This is a genomic window from Actinosynnema sp. NPDC091369 (genome assembly GCF_044757065.1).
Taxonomy (GTDB): Bacteria; Actinomycetota; Actinomycetes; order Mycobacteriales; family Pseudonocardiaceae; genus Actinosynnema.
In genome coordinates this window covers 1-24531 of the sequence record NZ_JBIVUG010000024.1, presented here as the reverse complement: position 1 = coordinate 24531, position 24531 = coordinate 1, and the positions used below count along the sequence as shown (strand labels likewise).

Annotated in this window: 26 protein-coding genes; 8 read left to right on the top strand and 18 right to left on the bottom strand. The window is 71.9% G+C overall.

What is annotated here, in order from left to right; translation table 11 throughout:
- Positions 1-73 precede the first annotated feature (73 nt).
- Together ACIQMJ_RS39855 and ACIQMJ_RS39850 are read right to left on the bottom strand one after the other, a co-directional pair.
- A complete protein-coding gene (locus ACIQMJ_RS39855) occupies positions 74-1552 on the bottom strand; it encodes a histidine kinase N-terminal domain-containing protein (protein WP_499766225.1) in 1479 nt (492 codons plus the stop codon).
- Positions 1553-1768 carry a biotin/lipoyl-binding carrier protein gene (locus ACIQMJ_RS39850; protein WP_106613908.1) on the bottom strand — a complete coding sequence of 72 codons (216 nt, stop codon included), beginning with the start codon at positions 1766-1768 and terminating at the stop codon, positions 1553-1555. It abuts the gene before it with no gap.
- A gap of 107 nt (positions 1769-1875) precedes the next feature.
- On the opposite strand from ACIQMJ_RS39850, the gene ACIQMJ_RS39845 reads away from it, so the two are divergent.
- Entirely contained in the window at positions 1876-1950 is a 75-nt protein-coding gene (locus ACIQMJ_RS39845; protein ID WP_096498094.1) for a 50S ribosomal protein bL37, read from the top strand.
- Between the two features lie 112 nt (positions 1951-2062).
- Here the strand turns inward: ACIQMJ_RS39845 and rsrA are convergent, their stop codons facing one another.
- Both rsrA and ACIQMJ_RS39835 read right to left on the bottom strand, forming a co-directional pair.
- The gene (gene rsrA, locus ACIQMJ_RS39840; protein WP_387486884.1) at positions 2063-2377 is read right to left on the bottom strand and encodes a mycothiol system anti-sigma-R factor; all 315 of its coding nucleotides are present in this window, start codon (positions 2375-2377) and stop codon (positions 2063-2065) included.
- Positions 2377-3000: a sigma-70 family RNA polymerase sigma factor gene (locus ACIQMJ_RS39835; RefSeq protein WP_141980630.1), complete on the bottom strand. Its 624-nt coding sequence runs from the start codon at positions 2998-3000 to the stop codon at positions 2377-2379. Before ACIQMJ_RS39835 ends, rsrA begins: the two co-directional genes overlap by 1 nt.
- Before the next feature lie 214 nt (positions 3001-3214).
- Here ACIQMJ_RS39835 and ybaK point away from each other — a divergent pair, with 214 nt between their 5' ends.
- Entirely contained in the window at positions 3215-3691 is a 477-nt protein-coding gene (ybaK, locus tag ACIQMJ_RS39830) for a Cys-tRNA(Pro) deacylase (protein ID WP_499766204.1), read from the top strand.
- 62 nt (positions 3692-3753) lie between these two features.
- Here ybaK and ACIQMJ_RS39825 read toward each other — a convergent pair whose 3' ends face one another.
- Positions 3754-4368: an alpha/beta hydrolase family protein gene (locus ACIQMJ_RS39825; protein WP_499766203.1), complete on the bottom strand. Its 615-nt coding sequence runs from the start codon at positions 4366-4368 to the stop codon at positions 3754-3756.
- Positions 4365-5126 carry an SOS response-associated peptidase gene (locus ACIQMJ_RS39820; protein ID WP_499766202.1) on the bottom strand — a complete coding sequence of 254 codons (762 nt, stop codon included), beginning with the start codon at positions 5124-5126 and terminating at the stop codon, positions 4365-4367. Before ACIQMJ_RS39820 ends, ACIQMJ_RS39825 begins: the two co-directional genes overlap by 4 nt.
- 97 nt (positions 5127-5223) lie before the next feature.
- On the opposite strand from ACIQMJ_RS39820, the gene aroA reads away from it, so the two are divergent.
- From aroA to ACIQMJ_RS39805, 3 genes are all read left to right on the top strand, one after another.
- Positions 5224-6498 carry a 3-phosphoshikimate 1-carboxyvinyltransferase gene (aroA, locus tag ACIQMJ_RS39815; protein WP_499766201.1) on the top strand — a complete coding sequence of 425 codons (1275 nt, stop codon included), beginning with the start codon at positions 5224-5226 and terminating at the stop codon, positions 6496-6498.
- A 1-nt stretch (position 6499) separates the two neighbouring features.
- Entirely contained in the window at positions 6500-7510 is a 1011-nt protein-coding gene (gene rsgA / locus ACIQMJ_RS39810; RefSeq protein WP_499766200.1) for a ribosome small subunit-dependent GTPase A, read from the top strand.
- A 226-nt stretch (positions 7511-7736) separates the two neighbouring features.
- Positions 7737-8105 (top strand): VOC family protein, encoded by a 369-nt coding sequence (locus ACIQMJ_RS39805; protein WP_499766199.1) that lies wholly within the window; start codon positions 7737-7739, stop codon positions 8103-8105.
- A gap of 6 nt (positions 8106-8111) precedes the next feature.
- Here ACIQMJ_RS39805 and ACIQMJ_RS39800 read toward each other — a convergent pair whose 3' ends face one another.
- From ACIQMJ_RS39800 to ACIQMJ_RS39790, 3 genes are read right to left on the bottom strand one after another with little or no spacing between them, the layout of a single operon-like run.
- Positions 8112-8603 carry a DUF6912 family protein gene (locus ACIQMJ_RS39800; protein WP_499766198.1) on the bottom strand — a complete coding sequence of 164 codons (492 nt, stop codon included), beginning with the start codon at positions 8601-8603 and terminating at the stop codon, positions 8112-8114.
- Positions 8600-9976: a WS/DGAT/MGAT family O-acyltransferase gene (locus tag ACIQMJ_RS39795; protein ID WP_499766197.1), complete on the bottom strand. Its 1377-nt coding sequence runs from the start codon at positions 9974-9976 to the stop codon at positions 8600-8602. Before ACIQMJ_RS39795 ends, ACIQMJ_RS39800 begins: the two co-directional genes overlap by 4 nt.
- A 10-nt stretch (positions 9977-9986) precedes the next feature.
- The gene (locus ACIQMJ_RS39790; RefSeq protein WP_499766196.1) at positions 9987-10655 is read right to left on the bottom strand and encodes a phosphotransferase; all 669 of its coding nucleotides are present in this window, start codon (positions 10653-10655) and stop codon (positions 9987-9989) included.
- 63 nt (positions 10656-10718) lie between these two features.
- On the opposite strand from ACIQMJ_RS39790, the gene ACIQMJ_RS39785 reads away from it, so the two are divergent.
- On the top strand, positions 10719-11465 hold the full coding sequence (locus tag ACIQMJ_RS39785; protein ID WP_499766195.1) for a TrmH family RNA methyltransferase: 747 nt from the start codon (positions 10719-10721) through the stop codon (positions 11463-11465).
- Between the two features lie 346 nt (positions 11466-11811).
- On the opposite strand, the gene ACIQMJ_RS39780 is transcribed toward ACIQMJ_RS39785, so the two are convergent.
- Positions 11812-12222, bottom strand: coding sequence for an HAD-IA family hydrolase (locus ACIQMJ_RS39780; RefSeq protein WP_499766194.1), 411 nt, complete (start codon positions 12220-12222; stop codon positions 11812-11814).
- A gap of 57 nt (positions 12223-12279) precedes the next feature.
- On the opposite strand from ACIQMJ_RS39780, the gene ACIQMJ_RS39775 reads away from it, so the two are divergent.
- Positions 12280-12660 (top strand): Rv3235 family protein, encoded by a 381-nt coding sequence (locus ACIQMJ_RS39775; RefSeq protein WP_499766193.1) that lies wholly within the window; start codon positions 12280-12282, stop codon positions 12658-12660.
- Between the two features lie 373 nt (positions 12661-13033).
- Here the strand turns inward: ACIQMJ_RS39775 and secA are convergent, their stop codons facing one another.
- The 7 genes from secA to ACIQMJ_RS39740 all read right to left on the bottom strand — a co-directional run bounded on the left by secA (position 13034) and on the right by ACIQMJ_RS39740 (position 23259).
- Positions 13034-15901, bottom strand: a complete 2868-nt coding sequence (secA, locus tag ACIQMJ_RS39770) for a preprotein translocase subunit SecA (protein ID WP_499766192.1) — start codon at positions 15899-15901, stop codon at positions 13034-13036.
- Between the two features lie 527 nt (positions 15902-16428).
- Positions 16429-17121 carry a ribosome hibernation-promoting factor, HPF/YfiA family gene (hpf, locus tag ACIQMJ_RS39765; RefSeq protein ID WP_141980608.1) on the bottom strand — a complete coding sequence of 231 codons (693 nt, stop codon included), beginning with the start codon at positions 17119-17121 and terminating at the stop codon, positions 16429-16431.
- 432 nt (positions 17122-17553) lie between these two features.
- Positions 17554-18234, bottom strand: a complete 681-nt coding sequence (locus tag ACIQMJ_RS39760; RefSeq protein ID WP_499766191.1) for a ComF family protein — start codon at positions 18232-18234, stop codon at positions 17554-17556.
- Positions 18235-18276: 42 nt separating this feature from the next.
- Positions 18277-20007 (bottom strand): LpqB family beta-propeller domain-containing protein, encoded by a 1731-nt coding sequence (locus tag ACIQMJ_RS39755; protein WP_499766190.1) that lies wholly within the window; start codon positions 20005-20007, stop codon positions 18277-18279.
- Positions 20004-21737, bottom strand: a complete 1734-nt coding sequence (gene mtrB, locus ACIQMJ_RS39750; RefSeq protein ID WP_499766189.1) for an MtrAB system histidine kinase MtrB — start codon at positions 21735-21737, stop codon at positions 20004-20006. Before mtrB ends, ACIQMJ_RS39755 begins: the two co-directional genes overlap by 4 nt.
- Positions 21738-21753: 16 nt before the next feature.
- Positions 21754-22431, bottom strand: coding sequence for an MtrAB system response regulator MtrA (gene mtrA, locus ACIQMJ_RS39745; protein WP_158850045.1), 678 nt, complete (start codon positions 22429-22431; stop codon positions 21754-21756).
- A gap of 186 nt (positions 22432-22617) precedes the next feature.
- Positions 22618-23259 (bottom strand): dTMP kinase, encoded by a 642-nt coding sequence (locus ACIQMJ_RS39740; protein ID WP_499766188.1) that lies wholly within the window; start codon positions 23257-23259, stop codon positions 22618-22620.
- Positions 23260-23400: 141 nt separating this feature from the next.
- Here ACIQMJ_RS39740 and ACIQMJ_RS39735 point away from each other — a divergent pair, with 141 nt between their 5' ends.
- Entirely contained in the window at positions 23401-24360 is a 960-nt protein-coding gene (locus ACIQMJ_RS39735; protein WP_499766187.1) for a hypothetical protein, read from the top strand.
- 48 nt (positions 24361-24408) lie between these two features.
- Here ACIQMJ_RS39735 and ACIQMJ_RS39730 read toward each other — a convergent pair.
- On the bottom strand, positions 24409-24531 hold a 123-nt coding region (locus tag ACIQMJ_RS39730; protein WP_499764835.1), incomplete at its 5' end, for an adenosylhomocysteinase.

Sequence of the window (24531 nt, the reverse complement as noted above, 5' to 3'; positions counted from 1 at the left end):
TTTGTGTTGCACACCCTCCCGCATGACCACGTGACTCCGCTGAGGTAGGTCGTCACGTGTGCACGGGAGCAGTCTAACGCCGCGCTCTGAGCGGTACGCGCAGGACCGCCTCTGTACCGCCTCGGGGCCGCCGCCGCAAGCTCAACGAGCCCCTGAGTTCGGATTCCACCAGCGTCCGGACGATCTGCAACCCGAGCCGGTCGGTGCGCTCCAGCGAGAAGCCCTGGGGCAGGCCGCGGCCGTCGTCGGAGATCACCACGTCCAGCCACTTCGCCGAGCGCTCGGCGTGCACGACGACCTCACCGCGCTGGCCCGCCGCGTACGCGTGCTCGAACGCGTTCTGCACGAGCTCGGTCAGCACCATCACCAACGGGGTCGCGAGCTCCGCCGGGACGATGCCGAACGGGCCCTCCCGGCGCACCACCACCTGCGACTCGGTGGCGGCCACGTCCGACATCATCGGGATGACCTTGTCCACCACGTCGTCCAGGTCCACCCGCTCGTCCACCGACATGGACAGCGTCTCGTGCACCAGGGCGATGGACGTCACGCGGCGCACCGACTCGGCCAGCGCCTCGCGCGCCTCCTCGCTGCTGGTCCGCCTGCTCTGGAGGCGCAGCAGCGCGGCCACCGTCTGGAGGTTGTTCTTCACCCGGTGGTGGATCTCGCGGATCGTCGCGTCCTTCGACATCAGGGCGCGGTCGCGGCGGCGGACCTCGGTCACGTCGCGGCACAGCACCAGCGCGCCCGCCGCGCTGCCCCGCGGGCGCAGCGGCAGGGCCCGGAACAGCACCGCGGCGCCGCGGCGCGACTCGGCCTCGATGCGCATCGACGGCTGGCCGTCCAGGGCGGCCCGGATGCGCTGCGCCACCTCGGTGGCGTCGAACGGGTCGCCGATCAGGGACCGGGTCAGCGGGGCCAGGTGCACGCCGACCAGGTCGGACGCGTGGCCCATGCGGTGGTAGGCGCTCAGCGCGTTGGGGCTGGCGAACACCACCGCGCCCGACGCGTCCAGCCGGATCAGGCCGTCACCGACGCGGGGGCTCGTGTGCACGTCCGGGGACGGCTCGGTGGTCGGGAACGTGCCGTCGGAGATCATCTGGCACAGGTCTGCGGCGCTGCCCAGGTAGGAGATCTCCAACGGGCTCGGCACGCGCGGCACGGCCAGGTTCGTGTTGCGGCTGAGCACCCCGATGACCTCGCCGTCCCGCTTGACCGGGATGGCCTCGCGGCGCACCGGCACGCCCAGGTGCCAGCGCGGGTCCTCCTCGCGGCAGATCCGCGCCTCGGCCATGGCCCGGCGCAGCTGGGGGTGCTCCTCGACGTCCACCATGCTGCCCACGACGTCCTCGGGGTGCGCGGTGGGCGCGGTCGTCGGCCGGGCCTGGGCGACGCACAGGAACGTGGTGTCGTCCAGCGGCACCCACATCAGGAAGTCGGCGAAGCTCAGGTCGGACAGCAGCTGCCACTCGGCGACCACCAGTTGCAGGTGGTCGACGGCGCCGCCGGAGAGCTTGGTGTGCTCCGCCAGGAGGTCGGTGAGCGTGGACAGCTACTCCACCACCGCGATGAGGTCGCCCTCCTGGACCACGTCACCGGGGGACACGGCGATGCGGGTGATCCTGCCCGCCCCCTCGGGGAGGACCGGGATCTCCATCTTCATGCTCTCCAGCACCACGACGGTGGTCTCGTGCGTGACCTCGTCACCCTCTTTGACGGCGATCTGGGCCACGTTCGCCACGATCTCGGCCCGGATTTCCTCGGCCATGGTCCTCCTTAGTCCGAGTCCATCCAACCACGATTCAGACCCGGTGCCGTGCCCAGGTGACCGCGTGACACACTGACGTGAGGTAGTTCGAGCACTAGGAGAACCCCATGTCGAAGCGTGCCCGCAAGCGCCGCGACCGCAAGAAGGGCGGCGCCAACCACGGGAAGCGCCCCAACGCCTGACCGACGTCATGCGTGCGAAGGCCCCGGAGCACCCGCTCCGGGGCCTTCGACTTCCAGCAGTCCGCTTTCCGGGGCCTGCTTCCGGGGGTCCGCTTCGGGGTACCCCTACCGCTCAGCTGTTCGACTTCTCGGTCCTGGTCACCGTCGTGGTGACCTCGACCTCGACCGTCGTCTGCTCCGCCGTCTGGTAGAGCCGGGCGCGCAGCCGCCGCCGCAGCTCCTCGGGCGCGTGCTCGCCGCCGCACTTGCGGGCCAGCAGCGCCTTCAGGTGCTCCTCGATGCCGTACTGCTCCAGGCACGGGTGGCACTCCTCCAGGTGGGTCTGGAGCAGTTCCTTGCGCTTCTCGTCGCACTCGTGGTCGAGGAACAGGTAGACCTCGGACAGGACCTCGGAGCAGTCCGTCTCGTGGGGTTCGCCGCAGCTCATCAGCCCGCCACCTCCTGGTGACCGTCGCGGATGATGCCGCGCTCGCGCGCGGTGTCCGCCAGCTGGTCGCGAAGCTGCCTGCGGCCCCGGTGCAACCGGGACATCACGGTGCCGATGGGGGTGCCCATGATGTCTGCGATCTCCTTGTAGGCGAAGCCCTCCACGTCCGCGAGGTACACCGCGATCCGGAACTCCTCCGGCAGTCGCTGCAAGGCTTCCTTGACGTCTGAGTCCGGCAGCCGGTCCATCGCCTCGACCTCCGCCGACCGCAGCCCGGTCGACGTGTGGCTCTCCGCCTGCGCCAGCTGCCAGTCGGTGATCTCGTCCGTCGGCTGCTGGATCGGCTGGCGCTGCTTCTTGCGGTAGCCGTTGATGTAGGTGTTGGTGAGGATGCGGTACAGCCAAGCCTTGAGGTTCGTGCCCTGCGAGAAGGACGCGAAGGCGGCATATGCCTTGAGGTAGGTCTCCTGGACCAGGTCCTCGGCGTCGGCCGGGTTGCGGGTCATCCGCAGGGCAGCCGAGTACAACTGGTCGAGCATCGGCATCGCGTCGCGCTCGAACCTGGCGGCGCGCTCGGCCGTTGTCTCGTCAGTCGGCGTGTCCTGCGTTCGCGTGGCTGGCACCGCGCTCCCTTCCCACCTGCTGGTCAGCGCGGTGGCCGGAACTGTCTGGGACGCAGTCGAGGATACGCGGCGGTCACCCGGACGGCAGTGAGCCGAGCCACGCGGGGGGCGCGCCTTGACCTGCCTGCCGACCTGCTGGTCCATCACCTCGGTAGCCACGCTCGCACCAACGCGGCGGCCGGGCCGGGCATTCCCTGCACTATCGTGCGCGATCATGGCCGGACGTGGGACGCCCGCCACCGCGTTGCTGGACAAGCAGAAGGTGGCGCACACGCTGCACGCGTACGAGCACGACCCCCGCCACGAGTCGTACGGGCTGGAGGCGGCGGAGGCCCTGGGCGTGCCGCCCGAACGGGTGTTCAAGACGCTGGTCGCCGAGGTGGACGGCAAGCTCGCCGTCGGCGTGGTGCCGGTCACGGGGCAGCTGGACCTCAAGGCGCTGGCCGCCGCCGTGGGCGGGAAGAAGGCGAAGATGGCCGACGTCGCGGCGGCCGAGCGCGCCACCGGGTACGTGGCGGGTGGCATCTCGCCGCTGGGCCAGAAGAAGCGGCTGCCGCTGGCGCTGGACGCGTCGGCCGAGGGCTTCGCCACCATCTACTGCTCGGCCGGGCGGCGCGGGCTGGAGGTCGAGATCGCGCCGGCGGACCTGGTCCGGCTGACGCAGGCGGTGGTGGCGCCGATCTCGGCGTGACGCCGGCGCGGTCGTCGCAGGCGCGGTCGTCGGGGCGGTGCCGGCGTGCGGTCCCGGCCCGATCAGACCTCGAGCGGGCGCAGCACGCGGTCCAGCCACTCGCCCACGGTCCGGCCCACCGCGGCCACGTCGGCCTTGAGGTTGTGGTCGCCGGGCAGCAGCACGACGTCGCGGTGGTGCGCGGGCGCCGGGCGGCCGAACGGGTCGTTCTCGCCCTGCACCACCAGGGTGGCCACCTCGACGCCGTCCAGCTCCGCCATCCGGGACTTCTCCGGCTTGCCCGGCGGGTGCACCGGGAACGCCAGGCACAGCACCGCCGCCGCCTGGCCCTCCGACGACGTGCGGCACGCCACCCGCGCGCCCGAGGACCGGCCGCCGAACAGCAGCGGCAGGTCGTCGAACCAGCTCGTGCCCAGGTCGTCCGCCACCGCGAGCCACGCCGCGTCGAGCTGCTTGGCGGGCGCGGGCGCGCGGCGGCCGGCCACCCGGTACGGCTGCTCCACCAGCGCCACGTGCACGCCCACGTCCACCGCCGCGCGGGTCGCGGCCACCAGGTCGGGCGCGGCGATCCCGCCGCCCGCTCCGTGCCCGAGCAGCAGCGCCGCCCGGCTGTCGGACGCGCAGTGCAGCTCGGCCCGCGCGGGACCGAACGGGGTGTCGACCACCCGCGAGGTCATGTCAGCTCGAACAAGGTGGGCTCCGGCTTCTCGGACTCCCCCAGGTCGACCGCGTCCATCAGCGACGGGTCGTTGTTCTTGATGCTGTTCACCTTCATCGACACGGGCCGCAGCTCCAGCGCGTCCACCAGGTCGAGGTCGGGCTGGAGCAGGTCCTTCGGGTCGGCGTTGTCCGGGTCGAGCCACGCCGCCCAGCGGTCCCGCGGCAGCACCAGCGGCATCCGGTGGTGCACGGCGGTCATCTCGCCGATCGCGTCCGTGGTGAGCACGGCGCACGTGATGATCGGCTTGCGCTCGTCGCCCTCCTGCTGCCACCACACCGACCAGATGCCCGCCAGGGCCAGGCTGGAGTCGTCGCCGGGGTTGATGAAGTACGGCTGCTTGCGGCCCTCGCCGGGCTGCCACTCGTACCAGCCGGCGGCCGGGACGATGCACCGGCGCTTGGCCGCCGAGTCGCGGTAGGCGGGCTTGTCCAGCACGCTCTCCGCCCGCGCGTTGATCATCTTCGCGGCGCCGGAGAGGTCCTTGGCCCAGTGGGGCACCAGGCCCCACCGCATCACGCGGACGCTGCGCTCGGTGGTGTCCGGGTCGGGGTTGCCCTCGTCGTCGCGCGGGTGCCGCTCCACCACGGCGAGCACCTGCTTGGTGGGCGCCACGTTGTAGTCCGGGCCGGGCGCGGCGCCCTCGGTCCCGTCGACCGCGTCGAACTCCGCCGCGAGCAGCGCGGGGTTCTTCGTGGACGCGTACCTGCCGCACACACCGACCACCCTCTCCGCAGATCACCGTCCGGGCCATCGTCGCACGTCGGAAGGCCCGGTGCGAGCTGTCGGGGACCCGATGCGGAATCATCGGGGCATGACTCAGCAGTGGTCCGCTCCCACCGCCGACGGCCCGGTCGACGCGACGGTACCCGTGCCCGGTTCCAAGTCCATCACCAACCGCGCGCTCGTGCTCGCCGCCCTGGCCGACCGCGCGTCCTCGCTGCACGCGCCGCTGCGCAGCCGCGACACGAACCTGATGGTCGCCGCGCTGCGGTCGCTCGGCGTCGACGCGGTCGACGGCCCGGACGGGTCCTGGCTGGTCACGCCGCACGAGCTGCGCGGGCCGGCGCACGTCGACTGCGGTCTGGCGGGCACCGTGATGCGGTTCCTGCCGCCCGCCGCCGCGCTCGCGGTCGGCGACATCACCTTCGACGGCGACCCGCACGCGCGGACCCGGCCGATGACCACGATCCTGGCCGCGCTGCGGGCGCTGGGCGCGGACGTGGCGGGCGACGCGCTGCCGTTCACGCTGCACGGCAAGGGCGGCGTGCCGGGCGGCGAGGTCACCATCGACGCGTCGGCGTCGTCCCAGTTCGTGTCCGGGCTGCTGCTGTCGGGCGCGCGGTACGAGAGCGGCGTGACGGTCCGGCACTCGGGAAAGCCGGTGCCGTCGCTGCCGCACATCGAGATGACGGTGACCATGCTGCGGCAGGCGGGCGTCGTGGTGGACGACTCGACGCCCGACGTGTGGCGGGTCGAGCCGGGCCCGGTCGAGGGCCGGGAGTGGCACGTGGAGCCGGACCTGTCCAACGCCACGCCGTTCCTGGCGGCGGCGGCCGTGACGGGCGGCCGGGTGACGATCCCGGGCTGGCCCGCGGAGACGACGCAGCCGGGCGGCGCGGCACGGGAGCTGTTCGAGCGGATGGGGTGCGCGGTCGAGCTGACCGACGCGGGTCTGGAGCTGCGCGGGCCGGACCGGCTGACCGGGCTGGACGTGGACCTGCGCGACGAGAGCGAGCTGACGCCGACGGTGGCGGCCCTGGCGGCGCTGGCCGACGGCCCGAGCCGCATCCGCGGTGTCGCGCACATCCGCGGCCACGAGACCGACCGGCTCGCCGCGCTCGTCGCCGAGATCACCCGGCTCGGCGGTGACGCGACGGAGACCGAGGACGGCCTGGTGATCACGCCCCGGCCGCTGCGCGGCGGCGTGTGGCGCGCCTACGCCGACCACCGGATGGCCACCGCGGGCGCGATCATCGGCCTGGTGGTCGAGGGCGTGTCGGTGGACGACATCGGGTCGACCACCAAGACGATCCCGGACTTCCCGGGCATGTGGGCGGCCATGCTGTCGCTGCCGGGGGCGCGCTGACGTGGCACGCGGCGACTGGCGGCGGTTGGACGAGTCCGACGTGCGGGTGCGGCCGGGCAAGGGGACCCGGCCGCGCAGCAAGCGCAGGCCGGAGCACGCGGACGCCGTGCCCGCCATGGTCGTCGGGGTGGACCGGGGGCGGTGGACGTGCGCGGTGGACGACGACCCGGCGCGGCTGGTCGTCGCCATGCGGGCGCGCGAGCTGGGCCGCACGCCGGTCGTCGTCGGCGACCAGGTGGGGCTGGTGGGCGACACGTCCGGTCAGCCGGACACGCTGGCGCGGATCGTGCGGGTCGAGGACCGGCGCAGCGTGCTGCGGCGCACCGCGGACGACACGGACCCGTTCGAGCGGGTCGTGGTGGCCAACGCGGGCCAGCTGGTGATCGTGTCGGCGCTGGCCGACCCGCAGCCGCGCCGCGGTTTCATCGACCGCTGCCTGGTGGCCGCGTACGCGGGCGGGCTGGAGCCGCTGCTGTGCCTGACGAAGTCGGACCTCGCGCCGCCGGACGAACTGCTGGCCGCGTACGCCGAGCTGGACCTGCCGGTCGTCGTGACGCGGTCCGACCAGGACCCGGAGGAGCTGCGGGCCCGGCTGGTGAACCGGTTGTCGGCGCTGATCGGGCACTCCGGCGTGGGCAAGTCGACGCTGGTGAACAAGCTGGTGCCGGACGCGCACCGGGCGGTGGGCGTGGTGAGCGGCGTCGGCAAGGGCCGGCACACGTCCACGCAGACCGTCGCCCTCCCGCTGCCCGAGGGCGGCTGGGCGGTGGACACGCCCGGCATCCGCTCGTTCGGCCTGGCGCACATCACCCCGGACGACATCGTGGCCGCGTTCCCGGACATGAAGGCGATGGCCGAGGAGTGCCCGTCGGGCTGCGGCCACCTGGGCGAGCCGGACGACCCGGACTGCATGCTGGACGACCTCGTCCGCACGGGTGAAGCCTCCCCCGGCCGCCTGGCCTCCCTGCGCCGCCTGCTGTCCTCCCGCAGCAAACTGGAGGAATACGACTGACCGCGCGAGTCCCACGTTCGCGTCCCGCGTGTCCCACGTTCGGAACACCCGAGTTCAACGCTCGGAACACGCGACCCGCGTGGTCACAGTGCGTCACGCCCACAGCGGAGCGTCACGATCAACGCGGCCGGGTGGGTATGCTCCCGCCGATTCGTTGACCGGATCGGGTGGCGACGTGACCGCGTCCATGGGCTCGGCCCGGCTCGCGGTAGTACGGTCCCCAGCCGTGGCGAAGGTGACTGGCATCGGCGGCGTGTTCCTGCGCGCCCGCAACCCCGAGCGGATGGCCGAGTGGTACCGCCGGCACCTCGGCGTGCCGATGAGCGACGGCGGCGCCATCACGTTCCACTGGGGCGAAGCCGAGACGACGACGTTCGCCCTGTTCGCCAACGACACCGACTACTTCGGCGAACCGGGCCAGCGCGCCATGATCAACCTCCGGGTGGACGACCTGGCCGCGCTGCTGGCCCAGCTGCGCAGCCGGGGCGTCGAGGTGCTGCCGCAGACCGAGGACTCCGAGTTCGGCCGGTTCGGGTGGTGCGTCGACCCCGAGGGCAACCGGATCGAGCTCTGGCAGCCCGCGGCGGGCATGTAGCCCCCGTTACATCAGCTCCAGCAGGAACGGCAGCTCCTGCGGCGCGTACCAGGCCAGCTCGTGGTCCTCCGCGCCGCCCAGCGCGAACTCCGCGTCCGGGTCGCCCAGGTCCGCCGCGTCGATCACCTCCGCCGCCGCCCGCACGTCGTCCTCGGCCTCCGACGTGTCCAGGTGGATCGCCGCGACCGCCTTCAGCGGCACCGGCCCGGACAGCTTCACCACCGAGAAGTCCAGGTCCGGCCGCAGCTTCACGTCCTCCACGTCCGCCGACACCACCGCGCGCCGCGGCACGGCCTTCTCGTCGCCCGCGATCAGCCGCAGCGAACCGCGTGCCGCGTCGAGCATGGCCGAGTACTCCAGCTCCTCCGTGTCACCGGTCGCGTAGGACTCGCGCAGCGCGGGCGTCAGCGCGAACGCCGTCCCGCCCACCGCGACGAACTCACCGTGCTCCACCAGGTCGCGCAACATCGCGACGGTCGCCGGGAGGTACACCCTCATGCGGACACCGTTCCCATCAGTTCCTCCACCGACTCCTCGACCATCGCCGCCAGCACGTCCACATCGGACATCGCATCGCGGTCGGCGTTCAACCCGAAGTACACGCCACCGTCATAAGACGTCACGCCGATCGACAGCGCCTGGCTCTTCGCCAAGGGCACGACCGGGAACATCTCGGTCATCCTCGCCCCCGCCGCGTACAGCGGCACCTGGGGACCGGGCACGTTCGTCACCACCACGTTGAACAACCGCCGCGAGAACGACGACGCCACCCGCGCGCCCAGCGCGTGCAGGGTCGGCGGCGCGAAGCCCGAGAACCGCACCAACGTCTGCGCCGCCACCGACTGCCCCGACTCCTGGTGCGCGCGCATCGCGTGCGACACGTGGTGCAGCCGCACGACCGGGTTCGGCTCGCCCACCGGCAGGTCCACCAGGTACGCCGACACCTGCGTCTCGTCGTCGCGCACCGACATCGGCGCCATCGCCCGGATCGTGGTGCCCGCGGACACCACCTCGCCCCGCGACAGCAACCAGTTCCGCAGCGCGCCGGACAGCACCGCCAGCACGCCGTCGTTCACCGTGCCGCCGTGCGCCCGGCGGATCGCCCGGAACACGTCCAGTTGCGTGCGAGCCACCGCGAACCGCCGCTGCGGCGAGATCCGCACGTTCAGCGGGCTGCCCGGCGCGGGCGTCGCGGCGGTGCGCACCGCCGAGGCCAACCCGCCGAACACCCCGGCGACCTTGCGCACGGTCGCGACCGTGTCCATCGCCGCCGAGCGGACGTTCTCCACCACCTCACCGGGCCGCTGCACGGCCTCCGCGACCGCGTCCGCCACCAGTTGCAGGCCGCTCGGCGCCGGCGACGGCATCCACAGCGACTCCACCGGCGGCCGGGGCGTGGCGGACGAGTCCAGCATCACCTGCCCGATCTCCGGCGCGCCGACGCCGTCCACCATCGCCTGGTGCGTCTTGGTGATCACCGCGATCCGGTTCCGGGCCAGGCCCTCGACCAGGTAGACCTCCCACAGCGGGCGGGTGTGGTCCAGCGGGCGCGACATCAGCCGGGCCACCAGGTCGTGCAGCTGCTGGTCGCTGCCCGGTTTCGGCAACGCCGACCGCCGCACGTGGTAGGTGACGTCGAAGTCCGCGTCGTCCACCCACACCGGCCGCGCGAGCCGCCCGGGCACGTGCACGACCTTCTGCCGGTACCGGGGCACGAGCGACAGCCGCTGCTCCACCAGGTCGACCAGCCGGTCGTAGTCGAAGCCCGTGCGCGGCCGCCGGAACACCGCCACCCCGCCGACGTGCATCGGCGTCGTGGAGTCCTCCAGGTACAGGAACGAGGCGTCCAGCGCGGACAGGCGGTCGGGCATGCGGTCCAGGCTAGTCGGTGCAGTCGCGCACCAGCCGCTGCACGGCGCTGACCTCGGCCTCGTCCCGTTCGTGCCGGGCCAGCCTGATCGCCGCGGCGGCCGGCATCGCCCGCCGCGCCTCGACCCGCACCGAGCCGTCGACCCCGGACAGGAACCCGCGCACCATCCGCGACCGGGCCAGCCGCTTGAACGGCCGCAGCGGCGCCACCGCGATGGCCAACCAGCTCAGCGCCACGTCGATCTTCCGGTCGCCCTTGCGCGCGCTGCCCCAGTCGACCACCACCGCGCCCTCCGGCCCCATCACCACGTTGCCGGGGTGCAGGTCCAGGTGCAGCAGGTCGCCGTCGCCGTGCAGGAACGCGGGCGCCGGCACCGCGTCCAGCTTGCGGTGCAGCTCGGCCAGCTCGCGGCCCAGCGCGCCCGCCCGCCACGGCCTGGCGTCCAGCTCCTGCGACATGCGCGGGCCGGGGACGTACTCCATGACCAGGTCGGTGGCCGAGGCGTCCGCCACCCGCGGCACCGGAACGCCGTGCCGGCGCAGGTAGCGCATGAGCTCGGCCTCGGGGCCGAGGTCGCGGCCCGTGCGGCTGCGCTTGACCAGCAGGCCGTCCGGACGCAGGTAGACGTCCGCCTCCCGGCCGCTGGCCAGCAGACGATGCGCCTCGTCGCGCGGTGTCATGTGACGATCATCATGATTGACAGCGAAGAAACAAGCCCCAAACGGGTAGAGGACACTTGCTCCGTGGATGTGTCACCCAAGGACAAGTTCGTGACCGTGTACGGCCGCAAGCCCGTGCTGGAGGCGTTGGACGACCCGCGGCTCGAGGTCGACAAGGTCGTGCTCGCCGACACCGCCCGCGGCGCGGCCGCCCGGGAGATCCTGGACGCGGCCGGTCGGCGCGGCGTCGCGGTGCAGCGGGCGTCCGCCCAGCGGGTCAAGGTGCTGGCCGGGAACGGCAAGCAGGACCAGGGCGTGCTGGCGGACGTGGTCGCGCCCCGGATGCGGCCGCTGGAGCTGGGGTTGCGCGACCGGCCGCGGCACGTGCTCGTGCTGGACGGGATCACCACGCCCGCGAACGTCGGCATGATCCTGCGCACGGCGACGGCGGCCGGGATGGACGGCATCGTGGTGCCGCGGCGGGGTGTCGCGTCGATCGACCCGATGGTGGTGAAGGCGTCGGCGGGGGTGGCGTTCCGGGCGCCGGTGCTGCGGTGCGGGACGGCGGCGGAGGCCGTGGCGTCGCTGGCCGGCGCGGGGTACCCGATCTTCGCGCTCGACGCCCAGGCCCGGTCGACGGTGTACTCGGCCGAGCTGCCGGCGCGGGCGGCGTTCGTGCTGGGCAGTGAGACGGCCGGGATCTCGGACGACGTGCGACCGCACGTGACCGGGTGGCTGTCGATCCCGATGGCGGCAGGGGTGGAGTCGTTGAACGTGGCCAGCGCGGCGGCCGTGCTGTGCTTCGAGGTGGTCCGCCGCCGGGTCTCGTGAGGTTCCCGTGTCGGCCGGTCGAGGTCGGCCGGGGTCGGCCGGTCGGGGTGGGTTGGCTGAGTGGCGCAGCGCGGGTGCCGGAGGGCCGCTCGGACACCCGCGCTGCCTAACCCGGCTGATCGGTGGCTCACCACAGCCACCCGACGCGGTACCCGTCGGGCCGTCCCGATCAGCCCTCGACGTCCCGCACCCGGGCCCCTCGTACAGCGCCGGGTGCCGAACAGCAGCACGTGGTCGTGCCGTTCAGCGCGTTGACATTCCTCGGTAGCGCCCAAAACCTACGAGCGGGTTCGAGTGACCGGCAATTCACCGCCCAGGTGGATTCGCCGTGGCCGTTCGTGACCGATTAACCCTGAAGAGGGACCTGGAGCAGTGTTTCCAGTTCCTCGAGTGTGGAATGCACGGACTGGTGGTGCACGCCGACCATTCCGGCAGCCGCCGCGCCGCGGACGTTGACCGCGAGGTCGTCCACGAAGACGCACTCGCGGGTCGGCAGGCCCAGGCGTTCGGCGGCGAGCAGGTAGATGCGGCGGTCGGGCTTCGCCATGCCGACCTCGCCGGAGGTGATGACGACGTCGAACAGGTCCTCCCAGCCAGCGGGAGGGCGCCAGAGGAAGTCGGCGTTGGAGAGCATCGCGGTGAGGATGCCCTGGTGACGGGCTTGGCGCGTGGCCGCCAGCAGGGGCGGTTCGGTGGCCGTGTGGTCGTCACCGAGGTCGGTCAGGACACCGCCGAAGTCGAGAACGAGTCCCCGCACCGTGCCTCCATCGGGTGATCTTGGTACGAAACCCCGGCCGTCCGCCCTCGGTTCAGCATGCCACCTCAACTGCGCACCCTGTCGTCCACGAAGCCGGCCCCCGTCCCACCCACCACCGCGCCGACCACTCCCCCGTCGGCGACCGGCGTCCCCCTCGACGCCCGCCACTTCCTGTTCCCGCTGGTGGAGGCTTTGAGCGGCCGAAGGCCGCCACGGCAACTGTCCGCCACCTTCGCGCCCCGCGCCCTGTCCACCGTGACCGAAGCCGCCATCCCGACCCGAACCCGCCTGGGCCGCTACCGGCTGTGCCACGTGTCCGCGGATGCCGCCGAGCTGGCGGGAACCCTCCACATGCCGACGAAGGTCCGCGCATTCGCCGCCCGGGTGGAACGCCAGGGCTCCCGCTGGCACTGCACCGAATTCCACCTCCTCCCCTGACCGGTGCGAAGGGCGGATGCCACCGCCTCCCCCGCCCCACCCGAACACGATCGGGTGAGATTGCCCCGAAAATGTACGGAAACACTGTTCCCGTACCTCGGTTGATAAGACAGCCGCCCGCAACCACCACCGGACCACCACCCACCCCGACGAGCCGGCCACACCGATCCGGCAGCGGCCACGGACCACAGCCCTGGACGGTGCGTGCAGGCGGCGCGTGGCGCATGGCGGGCGGCGCGAGCGGCGCGGCGGTGGCGCGCGGCGGGTGGCGAATGGGGGGCGAGGGTTAAGGGCTCGGATGAACGCGAAAGCGGGCCGCCGACCGTGGTCGGTGGCCCGCTCTCGGGGTTGGCTTGCCGTGCGTTGGGCCGGGTTACTGGCGCGGGCCCTTGCGCTGGCCCTTGGCCTGGGCGCGGGCGGCGGCGCGGCGTTCCTTGCGGGTGCCGGACGCCGGGTTGCCGGACTGCTGGGGGTTGCCGGTGGTTTCCGCGTCGCCGCTCTCGGACGGGCCCGTGTAGGTCAGGCCCTGCTGGGCGCGGCCGTCCAGGCCCTTGCCGCGCAGTGCGGGCGGGATGGCGTTGCCGCTCTGCAGTTGGGCCAGGGCCGGGCCGGCGGGGGCCTGGTTGGCGTCCGCCTGCTGCTGGGCGGCGGCAGCAGCGGCGGCGCGGGCGCGGGCGCGGCTGCCGGCCAGCGGGCCGCCGTTGGCCAGGGAGACCTGGACCGGCGGCTCGGCGGCGGGCTCGGGTTCGGCGGCTTCGACCTGGAGGTTGAACAGGAAGCCGACCGTCTCCTCCTTCAGGGCCTCCAGCATGCCGTTGAACATGTCGAAGCCCTCCCGCTGGTACTCGATCAGCGGGTCGCGCTGGGCCATCGCCCGCAGGCCGATGCCCTCCTTCAGGTAGTCCATCTCGTACAGGTGCTCGCGCCACTTCCGGTCGAGCACGGAGAGCAGGACGCGGCGCTCCAGCTCGCGCATCGCGCCCGGACCCACCCGGCCGTCGATGTCCGCCTCACGCGCCTCGTACGCGGCCAGGGCGTCGGCTTCCAGCTTCGCCTTCAGCGACTCCCGGCTGATGTCGTCGTCCTCTTCGAGGACCTTCTTCGGGTCGAGCGTGATCGGGTACAGCGTCTTGAGCGCCGTCCACAGCTGGTCGAGGTCCCAGTCCTCGGCGTAGCCGTCGGCGGTCGCGCCGTCGACGTACGCGCCGACCACGCTGGTGATCATGTGCTCGACCTGCTCGCGCAGGTCCTCGCCGTCGAGGACGCGGCGGCGCTCGGCGTAGATCACCTTGCGCTGCTCGTTCATGACCTCGTCGTACTTGAGGACGTTCTTGCGGATCTCGAAGTTCTGCTGCTCGACCTGCGTCTGCGCGCTGCGGATGGCCCGGGTGACCATCTTGTGCTCGATCGGCACCTCGTCCGGCACCTTCAGCCGGGTCATGACCGACTCGACCATCGCCGCGTTGAAGCGGCGCATCAGCTCGTCCTTCAGCGACAGGTAGAACCGCGACTCGCCGGGGTCGCCCTGACGGCCGGAACGACCGCGCAGCTGGTTGTCGATGCGCCGCGACTCGTGCCGCTCGGTGCCCAGCACGTACAGGCCGCCGGCCGCGCGGACCTCCTCGGCCTCGGACTTGACCTCGGCGGTGATCTCCTCGATCAGCTTCGCCCAGGCGGCCTCGTACTCCTCCGGGTTCTCCACCGGGTCCAGGCCGCGCTCCCGCAGCTCGTGGTCGGTGATGATGTCCGGGTTGCCGCCCAGCACGATGTCGGTGCCGCGGCCCGCCATGTTCGTCGCGACGGTGACGGCGCCCTTGCGGCCCGCCTTGGCGATGATCAGCGCCTCGCGCTCGTGGTGCTTGGCGTTGAGCACCTCGTGCGGGATGCCCTTGCGCACCAGCAGCTTCGACAGGTACTCGGAGCGCTCGACGCTCGTCGTGCCGACCAGCACCGGCTGGCCCTTCTCGTGCCGCTCGGCGATGTCCTCGGCGACCGCCTCGAACTTGGCCTCCTCGGTCTTGTAGACGAGGTCTGCCTGGTCCTTGCGCTGCATCGGGCGGTTCGTCGGGATCGGCACCACGCCGAGCTTGTAGGTCTGGTGGAACTCCGCCGCCTCGGTCTCGGCGGTACCGGTCATGCCGCCGAGCTTGGCGTAGAGGCGGAAGTAGTTCTGGAGGGTGATCGTGGCGAGCGTCTGGTTCTCCGCCTTGATCTCGACGCCTTCCTTGGCCTCGATCGCCTGGTGCATGCCCTCGTTGTAGCGACGACCGGCCAGCACGCGGCCGGTGAACTCGTCGACGATCATGACCTCGCCGTTGCGGACGATGTAGTCCTTGTCCTTGGCGAAGAGCTCCTTGGCCTTGATCGCGTTCTGGAAGTAGCCGACCAGCGGTGTGTTGGTCGAGTCGTACAGGTTGTCGATGCCGAGCTGGTCCTCGACGTACTGCACGCCCGCCTCGGTGACGCCGATGGTGCGCTTGCGCTCGTCCACCTCGTAGTGGGTGTCGCGGCGCATCTTCGTGGCGAGCCGGGCGAACTCGACGTACCAGCGCGAGGACTGGTCGGCCGGGCCGGAGATGATCAGCGGCGTGCGGGCCTCGTCGATGAGGATCGAGTCGACCTCGTCGACCAGGGCGAAGAAGTGGCCGCGCTGGACCATCTCGTCCCGGCTCCACGCCATGTTGTCGCGCAGGTAGTCGAAGCCGAACTCGTTGTTCGTGCCGTAGGTGATGTCGGCGTTGTAGGCGACGCGGCGCTGCTCGGGCGTCATCTCCGACAGGATCGCGCCGACGGTCAGGCCGAGGAAGCGGTGGATGCGGCCCATCCACTCCGCGTCGCGCTTGGCCAGGTAGTCGTTGGTGGTGACGACGTGCACGCCCTCGCCCGCGATCGCGTTCAGGTAGGCGGGCAGCACGGAGGTCAGCGTCTTGCCCTCACCGGTGCGCATCTCGGCGATCTGACCGAGGTGCAGCGCCGCGCCGCCCATGAGCTGGACGTCGAAGTGGCGTTGGCCGAGCGTGCGCTTGGCGCCCTCGCGGACGACCGCGAAGGCTTCCGGGAGCAGCTCGTCCAGGGACTCGCCGTCGGCGTAGCGCTTGCGGAACTCCTCGGTCTTCGCGCGCAGCTCCGCATCGGAGAGGTCGACGACGTCGTCTTCGAGGTTGTTGATGTGCGCTGCGATGTTGCGCAGGCGCTTGAGCATCTTGCCCTCGCCAGCGCGGAGCAGTCGGGACAGCACCATCCGGGTCGACCTCATTACCTCATCGCGACGCGCCCGGGGGACGGGCGCCTTCCACGGGGCTCACCACGGCCATGGCGAGCCTTCACCACCCGCCATCGTAGGCAAGTCGTGAAGGTGTGTGCACAGACACAGGTAGGAAGCACTCCGGGAGACCCCCGGAGGCCCCCGGAGACCGGTCCGATCCGACGACCCGGACCGCGCTCAAGATCGCGTTCCGTAACCGGTGGCCGAGGCCCGCCACCCGGTCGGACGCAATGGCGCGGGCCCCAGGCCCCGCGGCGGCCAAGATCGGGCCATTCACGAAATGGGAGACAAATCCCACGGCGACCGACCGCCGTGGCCTTCGACACACGTCGAACAGCCGTCATGTGACCGGTTCGCCGGGTCACGCGGTTGTCAGGTGACGCATTTCCCGGCGATCACGCCGTTCGATCTTCGAATTGCCGGTCCGCGCCGTGCGGCCCCCGGCGTGCGAGGACGCCGGGGGCCGCGCGAAGTCGAGTGAGGGGAGAGTGGTCAGGTGGCGCTCAGGCCAACCTGATCACGCCGTAGTCGAACCCCTTCCGGCGGTACACGACGCTCGGTCGGCCGCTGTCGGCGTCGGAGAACAGGTAGAAGTCGTGGCCGACCAGTTCCATCTCGTAGAGGGCCTGGTCGACGGTCATCGGCTTGGCCGTGTGCTCTTTCTCGCGCACGATCTGGCCGGGCAGGTTGTCCTCGATGCCGTCTTCCCAGCGCTGCGCGGGCACTTCCGCCATGCCCTCGTGCGCGGGTTCCGGCTCGGCCGCCTCGAGCACGGCGGTGTGGCCGAGCCACATGCCCTGCGCCTGGCCGCCGTCGCTGTCGGGGCGGAGGGGGAGCGACTCCCCGAGTCCGCTGGTCGCCTCGGCGACCGATGTCGGGCCGCGTCGCCCGTGGTGCACGCGCCTGCGGTCATGCGAGCGCCGCAGCCGGTTCTCGAGCTTGCTCACCGCGGAGTCCAGGGCGGCGTAGAAGTCGCCCGCACATGCTTCGGAACGAACCACCGGGCCGCGTCCCTTGCCGGTGATCTCGACCCGCTGGCAGTTCTTCGACTGCCTGCGGTTCGGTTCGTGGAAAAGCTCCACGTCGAAGCGGATGACCTTGCGGTCGTAACGCTCAAGCCTGGCCAGCTTTTCGGCGACGTGAACCCTGTAGTGATCGGGCACCTCGACGTTGCGGCCCTTAACGACGATGTCCATACACGACCTCCCTCGCTTTGCTGCGAGCAATGGCTTCGGATCGCTTGGGCGCCGGTTCCGCGATCATCGTCGCGGACTTTGTCGCTGAGGGTGGTCCCTCAGGTCCCCACCGGCGCCAGGGTCATGGGCTGTTCGCCTCCTCCCCGCGTGCCGGGAACGCTGATAGCGGTGCACGTTAGCCCGGTATTCGCCGCTGCGACAGCCCCCGGGGCGGGGGAACTCCAAGATTTTCTTGTCGTAACGCAGAGCGACGAAAAACCGGTGGCGGCGACGCGCCACGCGGGCGCGTTCCACCTCCACGCCGGCAGCCGCTCACCCGAACGGCCGAGGTGGACACGGGCACCCGTCGGCAGAGTGGTTGCTTCGAACGGCCTCTGCGCGGGCGTCATATCCGGCCAACGGGCGAGCGTCCCGAGAGGTTCCCGGTCCGATTCACCCGTGTGGGTGGGTTCTGCGTGCGGTTGTCAGCGTGAGGACAGCGGGTACCCGGATTCCGGCGGCTTTCAACACCGAAACGCAGGCGCTCGCCGTCGCCCCCGTCGTCACCACGTCATCCAGCAGGACGACCGATGTGCCCGGTGGTGGTAGCCGCTGCGGGACGAGCCGGACGCGTCCGGTCAGGTTGGCGCGCCGGGACGCCGCGTCCAGCCGCACCGAGTCGCGAACGCCGCTCGTGAACGCGAGGGCGGGCGCGACGGGAAAGCCGGACGCGCGTGCCATTCTCAGCACGTGGGAACCGCCGCGGGCGCGGGCGGCCGACGCGCGCGACGGCGCCGGCACCAGCCACGGACCGGGCCCCACGCCGGGCAGCCGGGGCAGCGCGGCGGCGACCAGCGCGCCGAAGACGGCCGCCAGCTCACGCCGCCCGCGCTCCTTGAACGCGAGCACCAGCTCACGCGCCGCGCCCGCGTACGCGGCCAGCGCGAACACCGGCGGACCGGCGCCGGGCACCCGCTTCGGCAGCCCGAAGAGCGCCAGGCACCGGTCGCACAGGCGCACTCCCCAGGTGCCGCAGCCGGGACAACGGGGCGGGAACAGCAGGTTGATCAGCACGGGTGCGACGATGCCGGCGGCCACCGACAACCCGGGCCCCTCCGCCGAGGTGCGCGGCATCCACGATCGGGTGAAGATGGGAACGGCCCCACCCGACCACCTTCAGCCCGGGTAGAAGGCTTGGGTGCCCTTCTCCACCTTCGTCGTCGACGCACGCCACACGTCACCCACGTCGTTCGCGCTCCACAACCCGCTCTGGTCCACCGCCAGCACGTTGCGGCCCGGCGCCGCGGTCACCGACGTGACCGGCACGGTCAGGTTCGACGTGTTGTACCGCTCGACCCGCACGCCGTCGATGTTCACCTTGGCGATCGGGTACGCCGCCAGCGACGTGCTCACCACCAGCACGTCCTGCGCCAGCCAGTCCAGCGCCAACGCGCTGGTGCCCAGCACGGACGGCTGGAGGTGGCGCGGCGACCGCAGCGACACGGCGGAGTCCTGGTCGCGCACCACCGCCGCGACCACGAGCTTGCCGTCCACCACGGCCGCCACCCGGGTGCCGTCGCGCGAGAGCCGCAGCTCGCTGATGCCGCCCAGCTCGGTGAGCTCGGAGGCGTTGACCGCGTTCGCCGTCCACCCGCTGTCGGTCCTGATCACGCGCACGACCTTGACGCCGTCGGCGACCGTCCACACCTCGGTGCTCGGCTCGCTGCGCCCCCCGCTGAGCAGCCACGTGGGCCGGGTCATCGCGGACGCGCGCAGGTCGACCTCGGCCAGCTGCTCCGACACCGGCCCCACCCGCAGCCGCACGGAGCCGTCCCCGACCCGGCTCACCGCCGCGAGCCGGCTGCCGTCCATCGACTGCGCCGCGGTGAGCACCTGGTAGTCGCCCGCGCCGGCCGGTCCGGGCACCGGGTCGCCGTTGATCTGCTTGACCCGCCCGTTGCCGACCAGCATCCCGTTGAGGTCGGCGTTCGGCGTGGTCAGCTCCTCGCCGGTCTGCACGTCGGCGGGCCGCCACTCGTGCTGGTCGGGGTTGATCGACTGGCCTTCCACCAGCACCCGGATGCGGCTGCTGGAGACGCCCGCGAGCGACTTCACCACCTGCGCCACGATCTGCTTGCCGCCCTGCACGGTGATGTCGCCGACCTTGGTCAGGTCGACCTCCAGCGCGCCGTCGTCGGCCTCGGAGGTGTTCTTGCGCTGCGCGGCGCCGTTCGGGATGGCCGTGGTCAACGCGCCGCGCATGCCCACCGCGGGCCCCTTGAGCAGCAGGCTCGTCACCCGGCTCGGGATCGACGTGGACGGCGCGATCACCACCCACCTCGGGTCGGGCACGAGCACGCTGAAGTCGGCGTTGTAGAAGAACAGCGTCACGCGCCGGTAGTTCTGCTGGAACCCGCCGAGGGGCACGTAGACGCCGTCCGGCGGGGCGGAGATGCGCCACTGGTCCTCGGCGTCGCGCTCGATCCCGATCGGCGTGTCCAGGGGGCCGATGAGCTGGATGAACGAGTTGTCCTCCAGCTGGAGCCGGCCGACGTTGCGGCCCTGGAGCAGCACGGTCCGGTGCCGGTCGTCCGTCGTCACGCCCGGTGTCGGCACCGTGTTGAACGTGGTGTCGATGATCGTCGGCGTGCCCTTGGTGTTCCACGCCTTCTTGGCGTCCTCGGTCAGGTACGCCTTGGCCGCCGCGTAGTCGCCCTCCGGGTTGGCCGAGGCGTTGACGAACTCCCGGACCAGCGTCAACGGGTCGATGTCCTTGACCGGCTTGGGCGCGGCGGCCTCGCTGGCGTTGCCCGCGGAGGGGTTGACCGCGATGGGCGAGGTCTCGGTGGGGATCGCCGCGCACCCGGCGGCCACGAGCACGGCCAGGAGCACCGCGAGCAGCCTCACCGGACCTCCTCGCGTTCGCCGGTGACCGGCTGGGCGGGCTGCCACGTGATCTCCTCCTCCGTCAGCTCGACCTCCTCCACCGGCTCGGGCGCGTCCGGCTCGGGCTCGACCACGGGCGGCAGGTCCGGCGGTTCCAGCGGCAGCGGGCTGGAGGTCAGCTCGTGGTTCAGCCGGCACGGCAGGGTCAGCCGGAACACCGCGCCGAGGCCGCGTTCGCCCCACGCCTCCAGCCAGCCGCCGTGCAGCCGCGCGTCCTCCAGGCTGATCGACAGGCCCAGGCCGGTGCCGCCGGTGCGGCGGTTGCGGGACGGGTCGGCCCGCCAGAACCGGTTGAACACCAGGTCCGCCTCGCCGGGGCGCAGGCCGACGCCGCGGTCCCGGACGGTCACCGCGACCGCCTCGCCGTCGCCGCGCAGCGTCAGCTCGACCGGCATGCCCTCGCCGTGGTCGATGGCGTTGGCCAGCAGGTTGCGCAGGATCCGCTCGACCCGGCGGGAGTCCAGCTCGGCGTTGACCTCGTGGTCGGGCAGGTCCAGCACGATCGCGGTGCCGCTGCTGTTGGCGATGGCGCGCACCGCGTCGTGGGCGCGCCGGGCCAGGACGCGGATGTCGACCAGCTCGGCGGCCAGCTCCTCCACGCCCGCGTCCAGCCTGGAGATCTCCAGCAGGTCGCCGAGCAGCGACTCGAACCGGTCCAGCTCGTCGACCAGCAGCTCGGTGGACCGGGCCAGGCCGCCGGGGAACTGCTCGCGCGAGGCGTGCAGCACGTCCGCGGCCATCCGCACGGTCGTCAGGGGTGTGCGCAGCTCGTGCGAGACGTCGGAGGTGAACCGGCGCTGGAGCTGGCCGAACTCCTCCAGCTGGTGGATCTGCCGCTGGATGCTCGCGGCCATCTCGTTGTACGACTCGGCCAGCCGCGCCACGTCGTCCTCGCCGACCACGGGCATGCGCTGGTCGAGGCTGCCGTCGGCGAACCGCTCGGCGATCTCGGCGGCCTGCCGCACCGGCCGCACGACCTGCCGGGTGACCAGGTTCGCGATCAGCGCGAGGAGCAGGAGCAGCACCACGCCGCCGACGACCAGGGTGCTCTGCACGACGTCGGCGGTGGCCTGCTCGCTGGTCAGCGGGAACAGCAGGTACAGGTGCATGGCGCGGGCGGAGCTGTTCACCGGTTTGCCCACGACCAGCAGCGTCGTGGGTCCGGTCTCCCGCTCCACGGTGGTGATCTGGTAGCCGGCGCTGCCCCGTTCGAGCATCTTGAACAGCCCGTCGGGCACGTCCTCGTACTGGCCGACGGCGACCGGCAGGCCGTCGGAGCCCGTGCCGACGGGGTCGCGGAGCACCGGCTCGAACGCGCCCGCGCCGGAACTGGTCGGGTCGAGGTCCACCCCGGACGTGTTGATCTTGTTCAGGGCGGTGGTGAACCGGGTCTTCACGCTGTCCGGACCGGGGTTGAGACCCGCCAGGTCGGGCTGGATCGCCGCCGCGCTCGCCTCGGTCTGCCGAACCGCCGCCTCGATCTTGGTCTCCAGCAGCTGGCCGGTGATCTGCACCTGGAGCACCATGCCCAGCACGAACACCACGGCCGACGACAGCGCCAGCGTGCTGACCACGACCCGGAGCTGGAGCGAGCGGCGCCACAGCTCGCCGAACGCGAGCGCCTGCCGACGAGCGCGTTCGACCCCGCGGCGCAGCTCGCGCACCGCGGGGTCGAACCACCGCGAAGTCATCTCCGGTGGACCCCGATCACGGAGGGCCGGCCTTGTACCCGACGCCGCGCACGGTCAGCACCACCTCGGGGTGCTCCGGGTCGCGCTCGACCTTGGAGCGCAGCCGCTGCACGTGGACGTTCACCAGCCGGGTGTCCGCCGCGTGCCGGTAGCCCCACACCTGCTCCAGCAGCACCTCGCGGGTGAACACCTGGCGCGGCTTGCGGGCGAGTGCCACGAGCAGGTCGAACTCCAGCGGCGTGAGCTGGATCGGCTTGCCCTCGCGCAGCACCTCGTGCCCGGGCACGTCGATGGTCAGGTCGCCGATCTGCAACACCTCGGCCGGCTCGGCCTCGGTGCGCCGCAGGCGGGCCCGGATGCGGGCCACCAGCTCCTTCGGCTTGAACGGCTTGACCACGTAGTCGTCCGCGCCGGACTCCAGGCCCAGCACGATGTCCACCGTGTCACTTTTCGCGGTCAGCATCACGATCGGGACGCCCGACTCGGACCTGATGGCCTTGCAGACGTCGATGCCGTTCATGCCGGGCAGCATCAGGTCCAGCAGCACCAGGTCGGGCTTCAACTCGCGCAGCGCGGGCAGCGCGCGGGCGCCGTCGGCCACCACAGCGGTGTCGAAGCCCTCGCCCCGCAGCACGATGGTCAGCATCTCCGCCAGAGCGGGGTCGTCGTCCACGACGAGCACGCGTGCCTTCATACCCAACATCGTCCCACTAGTGGCCGGCAGTCCACGCACCGCCCAGCGGTCATCGCTGCTGGTCGTCGTGCGCGTCCACTCCGTAGCCAGTCTCTGCCGCCGATCCACGTGCCCACCTCGTCCCGCTGAAACGCGAATCCTCAGCGACTCATCGGCACAGTGGTGACGTTTTGTTACTTTATTACACTAATGGGTGAACCACCGATCGAGGATCGCCTCGACGCGCAGGTCAGCGGTGCCGTCCAGCACCTCCCACGGCGAGAGCCACCCGGCGGCGGCCAACCCGTCGTACACGGCGGCGCACCGCGCCTGGAGCCCGCCGTCCGACTCGTACAGGTCCCGCCCCCTGGCCTCCTCCGCCTCGCGGTGCGCCGCGCGGCCGGCCGCCACGTCCGCGGGCACGCGCAGCAGCACCTGGAGGTCGGGGATCGGCAAACCGAAGCGGTCCACCTCCAGCGCCCGGACCCACTCGACGAACTCGCCGTCGGCGCCCTGGTGCAGGCGAGCGGCGCCGTAGGCCGCGTTGGACGCCGTGTACCGGTCGAGCAGCACGACGTCGTACTGCGCCAGGTCGGCCCGGATGCGGTCGGCCGCGCCACGCCGGTCCAGCGCGTAGAGCACCGACATGCCGTGCACCGAATCCGTCAGGTCACCCAGCCTGCCGTGCAGCGCGTCGCGCACCAGGTCGGCGTGCACGTCCTCGTCGTAGCGGGGGAACGCCCCGGTGGCGACCTTGGCCCCGCGCGCGTCCAGCGCGTCGGTCAACGCCTTGGCCAGGGTGCGCTTGCCGGCGCCGTCCAGGCCCTCGATCACGACGAGTTTTCCCACGGAGAACACCCTAAGGGGCACCCTCCGCTCACGTTCGGCGGCATGACATCGCCCAGTCGGGTGACGAGAGATCCTTTGCGTCACCAGATTGAGTGACTACGGTGAACCCCATTTCCGGTTGCGCGAAAGGGTGGTGCCGCGGTGACCGCGGATTCCGGGCACGCCAGACCGGTTGACGAGCAGGCCACCCACCCGCCCGGGAGCCTGCCCGCGAGCCTCGCGGAAACCCTGCGCTACGGGCCGTTCCACCGAGCCCTGCACGACGCCATCGCCCACCGCGGCCTGTCGCTGGCCCGGCTGCGGGCGCACCTGGAGCAGCTCGGCGTCCAGGTCGGGCAGTCCACCCTGAGCTACTGGCAGCGCGGTCTGCGGCACCCCGAAGTGCCCCGCGCCATCGCCACCGTGCGCGCGCTGGAGACCGTGCTGAGGCTGCCGGCGGAGTCGCTGGTGGCGCTGGTCGGCAACCGGCCGCAACCCCGGCTGACCAGGCCGAGCGGCTGGGTGGCGCCGGTGCCGGTGCTGTCGGAGTTCGAGGCGGTCGGCGACGTCGGCGCGAACACCGACATCGAGGTGCTGTCCGTGCACGACACCGTGCTCATCGGGCCGGAGCGGGAGCAGCGGTCGATCAGCACGCGGCTGGTCGTGCGGGCCACGAAGGCCGGGCCGGACCGGTACCTGGCCGTGCACCAGGGCGACGAGGGCTGCCTGATCGACAACGCGCTCGTGCGGCCCGGCGAGGGGTGCCGGCTGGGGCGGCTCCGGCGGCAGCTCGCCACCCGGGGGCTGGCGTTCGAGCTGCTGTTCGACCGCAGGCTCGCCGAGGGCGAGGAGCACGTGTTCAGCTTCACCGTGGTGGACGACACCGGCGGGCCGACACCGGGCCACCGGCGGGCGTTCCGCGAACCGTGCCGCGGCTACCTGCTGCAACTGGCGTTCAACCGCCGCGCCCTGCCCGCCCGGTGCACCAAGCAGTTCCGGGTCGACGCCGACGCCGTGCCGGTGGACCTGGAGGAGCTGGTGTGCGGGCTGGGCGGGTTCGCCAGCGCCTACTTCGAGGACGTCGGCCCCGGCGTGGCCGGCATCAGCGTCGAGTGGACGTGAGCGAACGGCCGGACCGCTGAGGCGACCCGGCCGTTCCCACCACCGGCGTCAGTAGCGGTAGTGCTCGGGCTTGTAGGGGCCCTCGACGTCGACGTCGATGTACTCGGCCTGGTCCTTGGTCAGCTTGGTGAGCTTGCCGCCCAGCGCTTCCAGGTGGATGCGGGCGACCTT